The 16,211-nt window shown below is 59.9% G+C and carries 14 protein-coding genes and 3 pseudogenes; 10 read left to right on the top strand and 7 right to left on the bottom strand.

All coding sequences use genetic code 11. The features are described from left to right. Nucleotides 1–42: 42 nt before the first annotated feature. The gene (locus tag EET67_RS22760) at nt 43–834 is read left to right on the top strand and encodes a hypothetical protein (RefSeq protein WP_128628504.1); all 792 of its coding nucleotides are present in this window, start codon (nt 43–45) and stop codon (nt 832–834) included. Between the two features lie 23 nt (nt 835–857). On the opposite strand, the gene EET67_RS22765 is transcribed toward EET67_RS22760, so the two are convergent. After that, complete coding sequence (locus tag EET67_RS22765; protein WP_245451160.1) at nt 858–1,145, bottom strand: WGR domain-containing protein; 288 nt, start codon at nt 1,143–1,145, stop codon at nt 858–860. An 84-nt stretch (nt 1,146–1,229) separates the two neighbouring features. Continuing rightward, nucleotides 1,230–2,093 (bottom strand): DMT family transporter, encoded by an 864-nt coding sequence (locus EET67_RS22770; RefSeq protein ID WP_128628505.1) that lies wholly within the window; start codon nt 2,091–2,093, stop codon nt 1,230–1,232. A gap of 86 nt (nt 2,094–2,179) precedes the next feature. Here EET67_RS22770 and EET67_RS22775 point away from each other — a divergent pair, with 86 nt between their 5' ends. From EET67_RS22775 to repC, 4 genes are all read left to right on the top strand, one after another. Further along, nucleotides 2,180–3,610, top strand: a complete 1,431-nt coding sequence (locus tag EET67_RS22775; protein ID WP_128628506.1) for an aminotransferase-like domain-containing protein — start codon at nt 2,180–2,182, stop codon at nt 3,608–3,610. A gap of 490 nt (nt 3,611–4,100) precedes the next feature. Further along, on the top strand, nt 4,101–5,312 hold the full coding sequence (repA, locus tag EET67_RS22780) for a plasmid partitioning protein RepA (protein ID WP_128628507.1): 1,212 nt from the start codon (nt 4,101–4,103) through the stop codon (nt 5,310–5,312). Further along, the gene (repB, locus tag EET67_RS22785; protein WP_128628508.1) at nt 5,309–6,295 is read left to right on the top strand and encodes a plasmid partitioning protein RepB; all 987 of its coding nucleotides are present in this window, start codon (nt 5,309–5,311) and stop codon (nt 6,293–6,295) included. Before repA ends, repB begins: the two co-directional genes overlap by 4 nt. Before the next feature lie 157 nt (nt 6,296–6,452). Then, a complete protein-coding gene (gene repC, locus EET67_RS22790) occupies nt 6,453–7,721 on the top strand; it encodes a plasmid replication protein RepC (protein WP_128628509.1) in 1,269 nt (422 codons plus the stop codon). 72 nt (nt 7,722–7,793) lie between these two features. Here the strand turns inward: repC and EET67_RS22795 are convergent. Both EET67_RS22795 and EET67_RS22800 read right to left on the bottom strand, forming a co-directional pair. After that, nucleotides 7,794–8,611 (bottom strand): annotated as a pseudogene (locus tag EET67_RS22795) (LLM class flavin-dependent oxidoreductase); the annotation flags it as partial. Between the two features lie 57 nt (nt 8,612–8,668). Continuing rightward, nucleotides 8,669–9,316, bottom strand: coding sequence for a TerC family protein (locus EET67_RS22800; protein WP_128628510.1), 648 nt, complete (start codon nt 9,314–9,316; stop codon nt 8,669–8,671). A 512-nt stretch (nt 9,317–9,828) separates the two neighbouring features. On the opposite strand from EET67_RS22800, the gene EET67_RS22805 reads away from it, so the two are divergent. Both EET67_RS22805 and EET67_RS22810 read left to right on the top strand, forming a co-directional pair. Continuing rightward, nucleotides 9,829–10,122, top strand: coding sequence for a TFIIB-type zinc ribbon-containing protein (locus EET67_RS22805; RefSeq protein WP_128628511.1), 294 nt, complete (start codon nt 9,829–9,831; stop codon nt 10,120–10,122). 102 nt (nt 10,123–10,224) lie between these two features. Beyond that, a complete protein-coding gene (locus EET67_RS22810) occupies nt 10,225–11,223 on the top strand; it encodes a Tim44 domain-containing protein (protein ID WP_128628512.1) in 999 nt (332 codons plus the stop codon). A 70-nt stretch (nt 11,224–11,293) separates the two neighbouring features. Here EET67_RS22810 and EET67_RS26685 read toward each other — a convergent pair. Next, nucleotides 11,294–11,421, bottom strand: a pseudogene (locus tag EET67_RS26685) (integrase); the annotation flags it as partial. A 187-nt stretch (nt 11,422–11,608) separates the two neighbouring features. On the opposite strand from EET67_RS26685, the gene EET67_RS22820 reads away from it, so the two are divergent. Next, entirely contained in the window at nt 11,609–12,628 is a 1,020-nt protein-coding gene (locus tag EET67_RS22820) for a DUF1403 family protein (protein WP_128628519.1), read from the top strand. A 5-nt stretch (nt 12,629–12,633) separates the two neighbouring features. Beyond that, a complete protein-coding gene (gene scpB, locus EET67_RS22825) occupies nt 12,634–13,353 on the top strand; it encodes an SMC-Scp complex subunit ScpB (RefSeq protein ID WP_128628514.1) in 720 nt (239 codons plus the stop codon). Nucleotides 13,354–13,664: 311 nt separating this feature from the next. Here the strand turns inward: scpB and EET67_RS22830 are convergent. Beyond that, nucleotides 13,665–14,731: pseudogene (locus EET67_RS22830) on the bottom strand (osmoprotectant NAGGN system M42 family peptidase). Here EET67_RS22830 and EET67_RS22835 point away from each other — a divergent pair. Beyond that, on the top strand, nt 14,730–15,701 hold the full coding sequence (locus EET67_RS22835; RefSeq protein WP_128628515.1) for a hypothetical protein: 972 nt from the start codon (nt 14,730–14,732) through the stop codon (nt 15,699–15,701). The pseudogene EET67_RS22830 and the gene EET67_RS22835 overlap by 2 nt on opposite strands. A 99-nt stretch (nt 15,702–15,800) precedes the next feature. Here EET67_RS22835 and EET67_RS22840 read toward each other — a convergent pair whose 3' ends face one another. Next, on the bottom strand, nt 15,801–16,157 hold the full coding sequence (locus EET67_RS22840) for an NAD-binding protein (RefSeq protein WP_342634682.1): 357 nt from the start codon (nt 16,155–16,157) through the stop codon (nt 15,801–15,803). Nucleotides 16,158–16,211 lie beyond the last annotated feature (54 nt).

The raw sequence follows: 16,211 nt of genomic DNA on the forward strand, positions 1-16,211 counted from the left end.
GAATTGCCGAGCGGAGTCGGCCTTTCAGGAGAGGGGACTGCAATGCGATTCGCAAGACGACTTTTGCCGCTTATCACCCTGGGCCTTCTGGCCTCCACTTCTGCCTATGCGGCCGACGCCGTATCGCCGGTGACGCCCGAAATGGTGGAAGCCGAAGCCGGCGGCTGGACCTTTGCCGTCAGCCCCTATTTCTGGGCCGCGGGCCTTTCGGGCGACGTCGCGCAATTCGGGCTGCCGACGACGATCCATGTCAGTGCCGATTTCAGCGACATACTGGATAATCTGGAATTCGGCGCCATGGCGATCGGCGAAGCACGCTATGACCGCTACAGCATCTTTGGCGATATCATTTACGCCAAGCTATCCTCGGATTCCGCGACATCCAGAGGCGTGTTTGCCGAGCGGGTCGATGTCACTTCCGAAACCTTTGCCGGGCTATTCGGCGCCGGTTACTCGGTGCTCACGGACGAGCGCAGCTATCTCGATGTCGTCGCGGGCGCAAGGGTCTGGGATGTCAACACCGAGATTTCGCTGACCGGCGGTATTCTCGACGGCCGCAGCGTCTCGGATGGCCAGACCTGGGTGGATGGCATGGTCGGCATGCGCGGCCGCTACGATATCAACGAGAATTTCTACCTGACCGGCTGGGGCCTCGTGGGCGCCGGCGACGCGGATGTCGACTGGGATGTCGCCGCCGCCATCGGCTACCGGTTCAACGACACGTTCTCCGCGCTGCTCGGCTACCGGGCGCTCGGCGTCGACTACGACAAGGACGGCTTCATCTTCGACGTTGTCCAGCAAGGCCCCATCATGGGTCTTGTCGTGCATTTCTGAACGGCAATATTGCCAAGCATCGGTCAAACACGCGGGCGATAGCCGCGTTTGTGCTTCGTGCGGGCTATGTCCTCAAGGGCGGCGAGGGCTGCATGGCCATGCGGATGAATGTCGATCCGCTGTCTGCCCCATGTGCCGATCCGCCCCCAGCGACGCACAAGGGCCACCTCGCCGAAAAGCGTCGGCTTGACCGACAGTTCATAGAAGCGCGCCATGTTGCGTTCGCGCGCGATACGATCGAGAAGGCAGGAATGCGTCGGGGTAGCCATGGCCGCATTGTCGGGCAGGCCAGTTGATCGGGTCCAACGCATTTTCTGAATCGATTGCCGGCAACCGATTCATCAGGCTAATGGATAGGCCCGACAAAGGAGAGGAGAGGGGGCTCGTGTTCGTGCTTAGCCGGCGAACTTTCGCGCGCCGGCCACGCACAGAATGACGGCCGCTGTCACCCCGAGCATTGCCGAGGTCACGGGCTCGCGCAGAAGTGTGGCGGCGAGCGCCAGGCCGAAGAATGGTTGCAGCAGCTGCAACTGGCCGACGGCGGCGATGCCACCATACGCGAGGCCGCGATACCAGAAGACGAAGCCGATCAGCATGCTGAACAACGACACATAGCCCAGGCCAATCCAGGCTGGGGCCTCGATGCCGGAGAATGTCAGGGGCATGTAGAGGAACACCAGCACGATCATGATCGGCAGCGACAATACCAGCGCCCAGGAAATCACCTGCCAGCCGCCGAATGTCCGGGACAATTTCGCTCCCTCGGCATAACCCAGCCCGCAGACGACGATTGCAGCCAGCATGAGCCCATCGCCAAGAAGCGAGGCGGTGAGATTCTGCGACAGGGCAAAGCCCGCCACCAGCGCGCTGCCGATAATGGAAAAGACCCAGAATGCAGGCTTCGGCCGCTCTCCGCCACGGATGACGCCAAAGATCGCGGTTGCCAGTGGCAAAAGCCCGATGAAGACGATCGAATGAGCCGATGTCACATGCTGGAGCGCCAACGCCGTCAGCAGCGGAAAGCCGACCACGACGCCGAGCGAAACCGCCACCAGGGAAAGGATGTTGCTGCGTGCAGGGCGCTTTTCCTTGAAGGCCAGCAGCAGGCATAGCGCCAGCACGCCGGCGATTGCCGCCCTGGCCACGGTCAGGAAAACGGGATCGAACTGCATCACCGCCACACGCGTGGCTGGCAGGGACCCGCTAAAGATCACCACGCCAACCAAGCCATTGATCCATCCGGCCGCCGCCCGTTCCATGCCAAGCTCCTTCGATTGCGGTCTTCTTATCCGTGTCGGCGGCTGGTGCAGCCAGTGACAATTCGGTACAGTTCAGTCAAACTGTTATGGTCAAAAATGCAGTATGGATGAAAGAAGAACAGGTAACCGGCAGCACCCGGGTTGGGATGGTTATGGCCACGATCCGCCAGCGCATAGCCGGGCGCAGCCTGTTGCCAGGTGCGAGACTTCCTTCGATCCGCAGGCTTGCCGCCACACTGGGGGTTTCGCCGTCGACCGTAGTGGAGGGCTATGAGCGGCTGGTCGCGGAAGGCACAATCCACTCGCGACCGGGCTCGGGGTTCTATGTCGCCAGCCAAGCTGTCCCGCTGTCGCTCTCGCAGATCGGTCCCAGGGTCGACCGCGCCGTCGATCCCTTCTGGGTTTCGCGCCTGTCGCTGGAGGCAGGGGAGGGCGATTTGAAGCCCGGCTGCGGTTGGCTGCCGCCATCGTGGCTGCCGCAGGACAATATCCGCAAAGCGCTCCGCTCGGTGTCGCGCGCAAGCGGCCCGGCGCTTGCCGATTACGGCTCGCCGTTTGGCCTTGCGCCCTTGCGCCAACTTATTGCGCGGCGCATTGCCGAGCGGGGCATAGAGGCATCACCCGACCAGATCATGCTGACCGACTGCGGAACCCAGGCAATCGACCTTTTGTGCCGTTTTCTGCTCGAGCCGGGCGATACGGTTCTGGTCGACGATCCGTGCTACTTCAATTTCCAGGCGCTGCTACGCGCTCACCGCGCCAAGACCGTCAGCGTGCCCTATACGCCCTCCGGCCCGGACATCGAGTTGTTCGGCAAGGTGCTCGCCGAGCATCAACCGCGGCTCTATGTCACCAACTCCGCGGTTCATAATCCGACCGGCGCGACGCTGTCGCCGCTGGTGGCTCACCGGGTGCTCAAGCTTGCCGATCAGTTCGGGCTGACCATTGTCGAGGACGATATTTTCGGCGACTTCGAGCACACACCGGCGCCCCGTCTCGCCGCCTTCGACGGGCTCGATCGCGTCGTCTCGATCGGCAGCTTCTCCAAGACGCTTTCCGCATCGGCACGCTGCGGGTTCATCGCCGCCCGCCCGGCCTGGGTGGAAGGACTGATCGACCTAAAGATCGCCACCTCGTTCGGAGGAGGGCGGCTGGATGCGGAACTGGTACTGGCCGTTCTCAGCGATGGGGGCTATCGCAGACATATGGAACGTCTGCAAAGCCGCCTCTCGCGCGCCATGTTCGAGGCGGCATCCCGGTTGAAAGCCTGCGGGATTGAACCATGGTTGATGCCGCAGGCTGGCATGTTCCTGTGGTGCCGCTTGCCAGATGGCATCGATGCTGCCGACATCGCCCGGGCTGCATTGGCTGAAAACGTAGTTCTAGCCCCGGGAAACGTCTTCAGCGTGTCGCAGACTGCGACCAATTTCATGCGCTTCAACGTCTCCCAGACACTGGATGAGCGCATATTGGATGTGCTTCGCCGCTCGTTCATAAAAGCGTCCAGAACCGGTTGACGGGCAGCATGGCAGTGGACCATTGGGCCGAAAAGTGGACCCGGTTTTCGGAACATTCCGATGTTCCATCAAAGTTTTAGAGCGCCCTTTATGCGGCCAGGCAGACCCCCGGCGCTCTCGCTGCGTGATCCGGGCATTTAGTGGAGCAGTCTTTTCTGAGGGATGGAAGGCTGCGCCATGGGACAGATTGTGCACGGATCAGCCGATCATGCTCCGCATCGTCGTCTCCCTCTTCCTTCGTAAGTGCTACGGCTCCGAATTTCAGGTCAGTCGATTTTACCTAAGTTGGCCGCGGCCAACTTTTTGGTTTACGCCTGTGGCGATCTCCTTGACGATGTGCCCGGCTGTTTGAGTCGGCTGCACGCGCGACTAGGGCAGCGCGTGATCCCATTGATTTTCAAGGGTTCTTGGCATGGTTACCGAATCATGTCATTTCTGGTACGGATTTTTAGTATTTGACGCGTAAAAAGCGCATCGAAAGGGGAAATCGATGTTGCAGACTCAAAACGTATCGACGGCTGCCTCCTCTGATGCGCGGATATCTCTACATGCGCGCCAGCTCTCCATGCAACTTCAGTTGTTGCGGGAGCGCCTGTTTTCGCCGTCATCCCGGAAGATGCTAAAAACATTTACATCAGGCGAAGCCGCCAGTCTGGTCGGAGTATCGGATGGCTATCTCCGCCAACTCTCGATTGATGGCAAAGGCCCCTCCCCCGAAATATCTTCGACGGGCAGGCGGTCCTACACGCTCGAGCAAATCCACGAACTTAGACACCACGTTGCATCGGTGAAGCCTAAGGACGCCCTGACATATCTGCCATGGCGGCGGCATGGCGAGAAGCTCCAGACAATTGCCGTTGCCAATTTCAAAGGTGGCAGCGCGAAAACGACCACGACCATCTACCTTGCCCAATATCTTGCTCTGCAAGGATACCGCGTCCTTGCGGTTGATCTCGATCCGCAGGCCTCGCTTTCGTCGATGTTAGGGGTGCAGCCGGAGTTCGATCTGCAAGAGGGCGACACGCTCTACGGCGCAATCCGCTATGATGACAAAAGGCGACAACTCAAGGAAATTGTGCGTAAGACGTACTTTGCGGGCCTTGATCTCGTTCCAGGAAACCTGGAGCTCATGGAATTTGAGCATGAGACCCCGACCGCGCTTATCGAAAAGAAGACACCCAACAGCGAAATCTTCTTCAGGCGTGTCGGCCTGGCGTTGTCCGAAGTCGAAGACAATTACGATATCGTCGTCATCGATTGCCCTCCTCAGCTTGGTTATCTGACGCTTGGGGCTGTTTGTGCTGCCACCAGTTTGCTGATCACCATCCATCCGCAGATGGTCGATGTCGCCTCGATGTCGCAGTTTCTGCTGATGACATCCGACTTGATGTCTGTTGTCCGCAAAGCCGGCGGCGATCTCAATCACGATTTCATCCGATACGTGATTACGCGGCATGAGCCGCATGATGGTCCGCAGGCTCAAATTGTTGCGTTGTTACGCAATTTGTTCGGAAATGAAGTTCTCGCGGCGACCGTCCTGAAGTCGACGGCCATTGCTGATGCAGGTCTAACAAAGCAGACGCTATACGAAATCGAAAGGGGGCAGGTCCGTCGCTCAACATACGATAGGGCCATCGAATCTCTGGGGGCCGTCAATGGCGAAATCCTCGATGGTATCCGCAAGGTATGGGGGCGGGCGTGAGCAGAAGGGATAAGCTGACAGGCATCTTTGCCGATACCTCACGAGAGTTGGCCGCGGCCAACTTTGCAGAAAATGACGCCGGAAGGATCTTGGCCGGCCCCGTACGGACGATGGGTCTAGCCCTCGATCGCATGGATCAGGAAGCCCGCGAATTACAGGCGGCCCTGGAGGCCGGAGAGAAGGTTGTCGAACTCGATCCTGCTTCTATCGACGGATCATTCATACGAGACCGTCTGGACGGCGATCCAGGTGAGGACAGTGAACTCCTGCGGTCGATCGAGGAAAATGGACAGGAAGTTCCCATCCTGGTCAGGCATCATCCTGATCTACAAGGACGCTATCAGGTTGCCTATGGCCATCGCAGACTTCGTGCCGCCAGGATCCTCAAGCGGAAGGTGAGGGCGGTGGTTAGGCCATTGTCGGACGACCAGCTGGTTGTCGCGCAAGGCATCGAGAATACGGCAAGAAAAGATCTCTCGTATATCGAGCGAGCGATCTTTGCCTTGGGATTGGAATCCCATGGGTTCACACGTGATGTCATCATGCAGGCTTTGTCGACCGACAAGACCGAGCTGTCGAAATTGCTCTCGGTAGCCAAAGCTATCCCGTCGCTTCTCGTTAAGGCGATCGGATCGGCACCAAGCGCCGGCCGCCGCCGATGGATGGCGCTCGCCGATAAGATTGCCGACCCGAAAGTGATGGAAGGCGTCCGTCTTGCGATTGGCAAGCCCGGTTTCGAAACCCTGGAATCAGACGAACGGTTCATGATTGTTCTGGCCGAAGCGACCAGGAAACCGAAAGCGGAACCCACATTCAACGAATGGAAGCCAGACGGCACAAACGTCGCGGCAAAGATCAAAAACAACGGGAAAGCCACCACGCTCTCCCTCATGGCTACCGGGACCGATCATGGTTTCGGAACGTATCTTATGGATCGGCTGGAAGACCTCTATGCCGATTGGAAATCGAAGCAGGAGAACTGAACCGCAAAAGAAAAAGGCCCCCAAGCGACTTATCGTCGTGGAAGCCCTTCTCCGTAGTAGCTGACTGAGAATCGCATTTCCACGAATCAGTGTCAAGAGTCGGTAGCCGTCGTTTTGGCGGGAAGATTTCTTTTGCCTGAAAGAAGGTGAAGGAAAAATGGAGACGTATGTTGCAACGACGCCTTTCGGGCGGCGGCCGATGTCGCTTGCCTATTTGCAGGCACAACGGGTTTCTCGCGAGATCGCCGAAGGGAAAGTCATTGACAAGTGGAAGGCCTACCGGGACCTCTGCGAGGGAAAATCGATCATCGGAGTTAGCGACCGCGCCTTGGCAGTGTTGGCAGCCCTGTTGTCGTTCTACCCGGATACTGATCTGTCGGAAGAGACCGGTCTGATCGTGTTTCCGTCCAACAAGCAACTGTCGCTGCGGGCACACGGGATGGCCGATGCCACGCTACGCAGGCATCTGGCTGCCTTGCTTGATTGCGGCCTGATTACCCGCCGTGACAGCCCAAATGGCAAACGCTTTGCCCGCAAGGGCAGGGGAGGGGAACTGGAGGATGCCTTCGGTTTCTCTCTCGCGCCGCTGCTTGCCCGTGCAGACGAGTTCGCCCAGGCCGCGGCGTGCGTTCGTGCCCACAACCGCGCGCTCAAGCTGATGCGAGAGCGGATCACCCTTCACAGGCGTGACATCGGCAAGTTGATCGAGGCGGCCGTCCAGGAGGGAGTGCCTGGCGATTGGAGGGGGCTGTGGCAGCGGTTCCGGGTCGTTGTGGACGGTATTCCACGGCGGGCAACGGTTGATGCCCTGGAGCCGTTCCTGGTCGATCTGGCCCTGATCCGGGAAGAAATCGACATCCTGTTGGAATCTCACATAAATACCGTGAATCAGAGCGCCAATGAGTCTCAAAATGAGCGGCAGCAATCAGATTCAAACACCAACGACTCTACTACATTTGAACCAGCTTACGAAAAATGCGGGAGCAACATCGAACCTATCACACGATCAACCGAGAAACCGAGGAGCTATCCGCTCGGGCTCGTGTTGAAGGCCTGCCCGGAAATCATCGACTACGCCGTAGATGGAATCGACAACTGGCGCGATTTCTGTGCTACCGCAGCGCAAGTGCGCGGCTACCTTGGGGTTTTGCCATCGGCATACGAGGAGACTTGCCACGTCATGGGCCACCAGGCCGCGGGAATAGTCATCGCCTGTATCTTGCAACGAGCGCAGCACATCCATTCGGCAGGCGGTTATTTGCGGGTCTTGACCAAAAAGGCGCGGGCAGGTGCATTTTCGGTCGGTCCGATGCTGATGGCCGCGCTGAAAGCCAATACACTTCCCCCAACAGGAGGGCAGGGGGGCCGATCGGCCGGTGCTGTGGTCGGCAGAAAGCGAGATTTTGCCTGTGTCAATCGCCTATGAAGCCTCCGACGCGCGTTTTGCGTACGGCACGATCCTTGCTTGGCTTTATGCAGGTCGTCGCGGTGCTTGGTATCAACGCCAATCCATGGCAGGGGCAATGTGGGTAAGGAGTGCCTCGATGACATGGATGTTGTAGGCGACGCCGAGCTGGTTGGGGACGGGTGAGCAACAGCGTGTCGGCATCGGCGATGGCTTCGTCCTTTTTTAATTCTTCGATCAGGATGTCCGGTTCGGCGATATAGCTGCGGCCGAATACGGCGCGTGTGTCCGTCTCGATGTAGCCGAAATGATCCTTGCTCTCCTCGCCGCCGAAATAGGCCCGGTCGAGGTCATTCACCCAGCGCGAAGATCGAACGGCTGACCGACACTCGCGGCTCTCGTGCATGGCCCGCAGCCTTCCACGCTTGGCGAAAGGCCCGGATCTGCTCTGCCTGCTGGACGTGAAAAGGCTTTCCGGTCTCATCGTACTTGAGCGTTGAACTTTGCAGGTTCATCCCCAACTTTGCCGCCCATTGCGCGGTGGCGTTAGTGGCAGCGCCCCAGCAGATGCGTTCGCGCAGGCCCTCCGAGTGCGGTTCGACGCGTAGCAGGCCGGGAGGATTGGGTTGGGCAAAACCTTCGCCTCGCAACACATCGAAAAACACTTCCGCGTGGCGGCGGGCCATGTTGGCGTCGCTCTCGTCCTTACCTGGCTGGTAGCCGAAATAGCGCCAACCATCGATCACTTGCTCGGGTGAACCGCGGCTGATACCCAACTGCAAACGCCCGCCGGCGATCAGGTCGGCAGCACTCGCGTCCTCGACCATGTAGAGCGGATTTTCGTAACGCATATCGATTACCGCGGTGCCAATTTCGATACGGTTCGTCTTCGCGCCGATCGCTGCCAGCAGATGCTGGAGGCAACCTGGCTGGGATAGCGATCCCAGCCAGACCAGCCGGTAGTGATTTCAGGGGTTGAGATATACCAGAACCTCTTGAGCGCCACGGTAAATCATCTCCAGCGCGACATAAAGGATGATCGCGAGGCCGACATAGGCGATCCAGCGATAGCGCTGTAGCAGGCGGGCTATATATGTCGCAGCCAGGCCCATCAACGCGATGGACAGAACCAGGCCAAATATCATGATGGCCAGGTGATCGCGTGCCGCACCCGCGACCGCAAGCACGTTGTCGAGGGACATCGATACATCGGCGACGATGATCAGCCATGCTGCTTGGGCGAATGTCTTGCGCGGGGCGCAGGCGGCGATCTCTCCATCATTGTTGATGTCGCGGTCTTGGAGGGCTTCGGCCATGTCTTGGCTGTGGCCGGTCCGCAATTCGCGCCACATTTTCCAGCAAACCCACAGTAGAAGGATACCGCCGGCAAGGAGTAGACCGACAATCTGCAGGAGCTGGGTGGTTAAGACGGCAAAACCAATGCGCAGTATGGTCGCTGCGATGATTCCGATGAGAATGGCTTTGTTGCGCTGGTCCTTCGGCAGGCCCGCTGCGGCAAGACCGATGACGATTGCGTTGTCGCCTGCCAGAACCAGGTCGATAAAGATGACCTGAAGGAGGGCGGAAATGGCTTCGGGGGTTAGAAGTTCGCTCATGCGGCACCCTTTTTGTTGGGGTACCCGAATGCCAGGGATAGACCGAACGCATAACCCGCCCGAGCCGGCACTTTAATGCCCGATGCGGTGTCGCTGCGAGAAGTTACGGTCGATGAAATTCCACGAACACCGGGCCACCTGTTTGGATATCCAGTCCGACATCACGGTTCTTGCGAACCGCCAGAGGGGCCCGGTCTGGTGCGGCTTGCTTATCTGAACAGGTCTGCAAACTCAAGGGCGCTCGTTCGCACAACAGACCCCAGCCCGGAACGGCATTGCCGAGGCCATCGGCTGACGAATTAAAAAAACGACGGCCATGACCGTTATCGAAAGGAGCCGCTCTTGAAAAACGGCTGCGCTGCGCCCAAGTCGAGGATGCGGGCCGGGCCCCTCTGACTGTCACCTTCAGGTGATCGTGATGTCGGACCGCGCAAAAGGGCCCGTTCGATGGTATTGAAGAGCATCAATCCGGTTCGAGTGGGCTTATGTCCAATGTCGGTTCGGAGATTCGCATGACGTCTTCCCTTCTTGGTTTGGTTTGTCCTTCCTGCCGCATCGCGCTGGTCATGAGCGAGCGTCAGGGCATCGAGATCGACTATTGCCCGCAATGCCGTGGCGTCTGGCTCGATCGGGGTGAACTCGACAAGATCATTGAGCGTGCCAACAAGGAAGCGGCGCCCCAGCCCCAGGCGCAGCCTCATGCGCGGCCTCCGCTGGAGCGTGGGCATGACGACGACGATCGCCGCTCACACGGTCATCGATACCCCAAGCGCAGGAAGTCGTTCTTCGAAGAATTATTCGACTGACCGCGCAAATCTGCACGAGATGGGCTATGCGCCTCCAATGCGCCACGACCGCTCGCCCGAGAGCACACAGCAGCCAAGACAGCATTCATTGAGGAATCGCCGATGACGACTTCGCCTACCGTTCGATTTGCAACCCTGTTTGCGAGCCTGTTCCTGATATTTTCCATGATGGCGATAGATCATGCGGAGGCGCGGCGCGGCGGCAGCTTCGGTAGCCGGGGCGTGCGCACCTTCCAGGCAGCGCCGCCCACACGGACGGCGCCAACGCAAACCGCTCCGGTCGAACGGTCTATGACGCCCAATACCGGCACCAACGCAGCAAGCCGCCAACAGCCGGCCGGCGCGCAGCGCCCGGGCTTCATGAGCGGGTTTGGCGGGTCGATGATGCGGGGCCTGCTGTTGGGCGGCCTGATTGGTGTACTTCTGGGGCAGGGTTTTGGCGGGCTGGCCGGGATGTTTGGCTTTCTCCTCCAGGCGCTGCTGATCGGCGGCGCGATCATGCTGGCGGTACGGTTTTTCCGCTCGCAATCGGCGCGCACGCCGGCGATGGCCGGAGCTGGCCTCTCCAACGGCGCTCCGGGTTTCGGGCGCGGCAATACCCATCAGCGCGAAGCGACCAATGCTTCGGTATTCAGCATTCCGGGCATCGGCACGGGCTCTGGATTTGGCAGCAAGGTCGAGGCGGTCGCGTCGGAGGATATTACGCTGACCCAGGACGACCTCGATACATTCCAGCAGATGTTGACGGAGGTTCAGGAAGCGTTCGGGTGTGAAGACCATGGCGCGCTGCGCCGTCTGGTGACGCCCGAAATGGTTTCCTACCTGTCGGAAGAACTGGCCGACAACGCCCACAACGGCGTCCGCAATGATGTGTCGGATGTCAGTCTGCTGCAGGCCGATATTGCCGAAAGCTGGCGCGAGGGCGATCGGGACTATGCGACGGCGGCGTTGCACTATTTGTCGCGCGACGTGATCCGCGAGCGTGCCACCGGCAAAATCGTCGATGGCGATGCCGACCAGCCAACGGAAACCACCGAACTGTGGACGTTCACGCGTCAGCAGGGCGCGGAGTGGAAGCTTTCGGCCATACAGCAGGCTTAAGGCGGGTCGCCAGAAAGTCGGCCCAGACGGTCTGGTGCGATCACGCCAGCGGGCTCGGGCAGGGGAGGGGCTACAGCCCGGAGGCCTTGGTGAGGTTGACGCGGAAACGGTCGTGGCGGCGGTGGTATTTGCGGGTCATTTCGGCCAAGGTGTGGCTGAGTTGCTTTGCACATAGCGCCCGTCGACCGCCGCACACGATTTCTCGTCGAGCTGAGCGTCGCTGGGCATTGGTTGCGGGTGTTTGATCGACGAGAGCGGCCATTTCGCGGCGAAAGCCAAACACGAGCGATAAAGATATTATCGCTCGTGTTATCAGAACGACAGGCGCGGCGGTTATATCCGGCAATACTTGTCAAAAGCGCCGTGTTGATTCATCTTGTCGAGGATGATTCTGCGGCCCAAATCTCTTTCCCGCCACCCCGGCCCGCTTCCCGGAGCGACAACTGCCACTCCGGCGGTCCTCGTCCCGACATGGCTGCGCCGCGCCGTGCCCGATGCACAAAGCTTCGCGAGAAATGACGTTGAGGATGTGGCGCTCGTTGCCGGCGCTGCCATCGGCGCGCTCGATCAAGTGGTCCGCCGGCATGAGCGATGGGCCGGCGCCTGGCGCCAGCGGCTGGCGCTTTCGGCGGCTGTGATGACGGCAAAGCGGGTGGGGCGCATCGAGGAGGAGGCGGCCCTGCGCGATGCCGTGCTGTTGACAAAGCCCGGCGACGACGTCGGCCCCGCCGGCCGTATGCTCATGGCTTGGCGCCGGCTGGCTGGAATGCCTGCGGAGAAACTGCTGACCGAGGCGAGCATCAGCGCGGCAATGGATGACCTCGGCCTTGCACGTGACGCCGTGAGCGTGAGTGATCTGACGGACGATCTTCGCCAGCTTTCCGCCGGCGCCGGGACGGTGGGAATGATGACCGGCGCCATCGCCATCGCTGAGCGCCGCGGCTATGGGCGCGCCCTTGGAGCCTGGTTCGCCGACGCCCTGCTGGCACAGCGGCTGGGCTGGGCGCATGCGGTGCCGCTGCTGGGTGCGGAGGTGACTGCGGGTATCGGTATCAGGCGTTTGCGCCGATCAGGAACCGGCATTGCGGCGGCGAGCATAGAGGATGAAGGCGACCGGGCGAAGAGTCAGCTTGCCGCTCAGACCCGGGCCGCATTCCGCGCGATTGATCTGTCGGCCGAGCTCGGGCGCCGATCGGAGCGGTTGCTCGCGGTTGCACCGAAGTTGCGTGCCCGGGCATCCGATCTTGTTGTCGAAAGGCTCCTGGCCGACGACGCGATCGTGGCCTCGGAAAAAATCGTCGGCATGAGCGACCGCGGCTTGCGCCGCCTGTTCGATCGGCTGGTGAGCTTAAACGCCGTGCGCGAACTCACCGGCCGCCATACTTTCCGCATCTACGGGCTGTGACGATCATGGCTGAGGCGACGCGCAGACGAGGGAAGGGTCGGCCAGATGACCGTCGATCAGGCGATCGCCTGGTTGACCGAGAGTTGGATCATCTGCCGCCGGAAGCGCGCTGGCGCGAATGGATGCAGCGCGTCGAGGCAGCGATCTTCGCGGCCAGCGAGCCGGTCGGCCGTGAGACGCTGGCGCGCATCGTCGGCAAAAGCTGCAGCATTGACCTTCTGATCGACGACATCCGCGAGGAACTGCGCGGCCGACCCTACGACCTGGTCGCCGTTGCCGGTGGCTGGAAGCACCTGACCCGGCCAGCCTATGCCGACGCCATTCGTGCCGCTGTTGGAGGAGGCGAGAAGGCGGCCGAGCTGACGCCGTCTGAGGTGCTGGTGCTTATGTGCATCGCCTACTTTCAGCCGATCACACGCGGAGAACTGTCGTCGTTTTTTGGAAAGGAAGTGTCGCGCGACCTGATCGGCCAGCTGCGCGGCGCCAGCTTGATCGTTTCCGGTCCGCGCAGCCCAACGCCGGGCGCACCCTACACCTATGTCACAACCAAAGAGTTTTTGCTCGAGTTCGGCCTCGATACGTTGCGCGATCTGCCCGATGTCGAGGCGCTCGAGGATGCAGGACTGCTGTCGAAGGACAAGCTGCTGGCCGGGGACATTCCGGCGGCGCTAGGCCAAGGGGAGGGCGAAGAAGAGGAAGAGGTGGTTGAAGACCAAGTCTCTTGAGTGGGTGCTGGCGCGTAGGCCCCTCAACCACAGTCGCCAAGTCATGGCCACGGCGACTGGTCGTGTGGCAGCCGGTGCGAGATCGCGAACCGCGACGTGGTCGCCGTCGAGTTTGGCCGGGAAGTCACCAGATTGGTGAAGTGAACAGACGCTTAGCGCTTTCAAGGCGTATTGCGCTCTCATTCTCTTGCTCGGAGCTGTTACTGCGGCAGCAATGCGCCCTCTTCTCGGTCATTAGAACGGGCATGACGGTTTCCTACGAGCGGACATTCAGTTTGTGCATCGAGGCCTCCCTCAGGGCCAATCGGCGTCTATTCTTCGGTCGGTTGTGTCGTGAAGCCATTCAGGCCTGGGGCGACTTCCTCCACGTCGCGCTCGATCTCCAGCGGGCTCGTCACATATTTCGTGACCAGACGCGCGACCGACGTGAGCGCATCGACATGGATGCGCTCGTAGCCGTGCGATGCGTCGATGCCGAAGGCCACGAGCGCCGTGCGGACATCGTGGCCTGCCTCGATCGCAGAAGCGGAATCGGAGCGGTAATATCGGAAGATGACGGAATCTCGTGTTCACGGCACACTCCGATGAGCTTCTTGGTCAGGTGATAGTCGAACGGGCCGGACTGGTCGGCCATGGCTATCGTGACGCCGAATTCGGAGGAGTTCTGGTCAGAGGCAGTGGTGCCGTTGTCGATCGTCACCATGGATGCGATCTCGGGCGTGACGATAGCGGCTGCACCGACGCCCACTTCCTCTGCATTGGTGAAAAGCCAGTGGATGTCGACGGGCGTCGCCACCTGCTCCCGCTCCAGGGCCTCGATCGCCGCCAGCGCGATGGCGACACCGGCCTTGTCGTCGAGGTGGCGGGAATTGATGAAGCCGTTGTCAAGAAACTCGGGCTGCGGATCGATGGCGACGTAGTCGCCCACGTCGATCCCGAGCGCCAGGGTCTCTGCTTTCGAAGCGGTAACGGCGTCGACGCGCAACTCGACGTGGTCCCACCCCACGGGCTGCCTATCGACCTCCTCGTTGAAGGTATGGCCCGAGGCCTTCAACGGCAGGATAGTGCCGCGGAAGCTGCCCTGATCCGCGAAGATCGTCACCCGCGCGCCTTCCGCGAAACGGGCCGACCAATGCCCGACCGGGACCAGCTCGAGACGGCCACTCTCCTTCACGAGCTTGACCTGTGCACCGAGCGTATCGAGATGCGTCACGATTGCCCTGGCAGCGCGGCGGCGTCCACCCCGCCGGACGGCACGTATGGCGCCGCGCCGGGTCAGCTCTGGCACAAGGCCGAGCCGCTCCAGCTCTTCTGCGCAGTACCGCACGATCTGGTCCGTGTAGCCGGTCGGGCTTGGGATCAGCAGGAGCTGCTTCATGCATTCGCTGAAGGTCGTCGGCGTGCAGGTCAACGCCGGCGCAGTGCTTTCGCATATCATCGGGCTGCAAAGAGCCAGCGGCATGCTCGCCACGATGAAACGGCATGCGCGGGAAGTGAACGCAGCGGTCAACGAGGCTGCGGGACAGGACATCGGCCTTCTCGCCAGCGTGCTCGCCGACTTTCCTCCGGTCCATGTCGACAATCAGGAATTTCCCGACATCTACAGGCAAACTGTAAAATATGCCCACTTCGCACGGGTATTCACGGATCGAGAACAACTTGCAGAGTTCGCCGGCCCAAACGATGCAAAGGCGATCCTTGCGTTTACGGAGCCCCTCAAGGAACGCCACACAACTGAGCGGGAAGCGGCGAAACAAGCTATCGATGACTGGGGTAAGGTGCGCCAACGTATTATCGATGAGAGCGACACCGCCTTCAACACGTACAGGAACGGTCTTGAGGCGCTAAAACCCGCGAAAGCGCTCTGGTATGATATAGCAGAAGCCAATGGCGGGCTTGAATGCTATTTCGTCCATCCTGTCACCAGGAAGCGTGCCTTTACCGAAGAGAAGTTCAGTCGATGCCTTCTCGCGTCGATTGAGCATGGTTGGTGGATTGCCAAGCGTTTCACTCGTGGTGGTTATGGTGACGCGATGATCGGCGGGCCTTTGAGTCCGAATAGTGAATTGTTGAACGCCGGTATTTTCCCAAGTGGATACGCGTGGGCCAGCGATTTCAATGAAACGTGTGTCATATTCACGCCGGACGGTAGAATCGCAAATCTTCCAGGCTTGGACAAATTTGATAGATTTCTGTCGTGTGGAGATTTATCAAATAAAGGAAAGAAGATAATTAGTCTGAGGACTTATGAAAACGAATGTTTATATTTCAGGAATAATTTTGATGTTGTCGAAAGGTACTCTTTGGGAAAGAATAATAGAGAAGCATGCAGAGAATTCAACGAATAGGGGCGATGCTGGAGTAAACACGCATTGTATCGATGTGAACGGTCGCGCCGTGACTGACATAAAAGAATGTGCGAGCTGGTAGTAATATGTGCGACGCCCCTACGAGTGCAGCCGAATCCCGAATGCAAAGGGACCATTGATGCCCGGAACCAGAACGATTGGCCTGACGGCGGTGGCCGATTGTTGGCCACACCTCATACCGGTTCGGATAGCGGCACCACCCAAGTGACGCAGGGCGTCCTCATTGCGGCCGCCGGCTACGATTGCCTCGCTCAGATCGTCAGCGACCCTCCCGACATTGCGTCCATCGATGTCGATTCCCAATATATGATCACCGAGACGCGCCAGCTCCAGCGCGACCGTGGCACCCAATGTGCCAAGTCCGATTACCACGAAGCTGGACGCCCGCATTAACCTCGCGCGGTTGGTGATTTCGTGATTCAATCTGGCCGTCATGATTTGGAGGCGGGACGATGGAACAGAGGTCGCTATTCGGGCTTTCGGAGCATC

Origin of the sequence: Borborobacter arsenicus (assembly GCF_003934165.1) — a bacterium.
Lineage (GTDB): Bacteria > Pseudomonadota > Alphaproteobacteria > Rhizobiales > Rhizobiaceae > Pseudaminobacter > Pseudaminobacter arsenicus.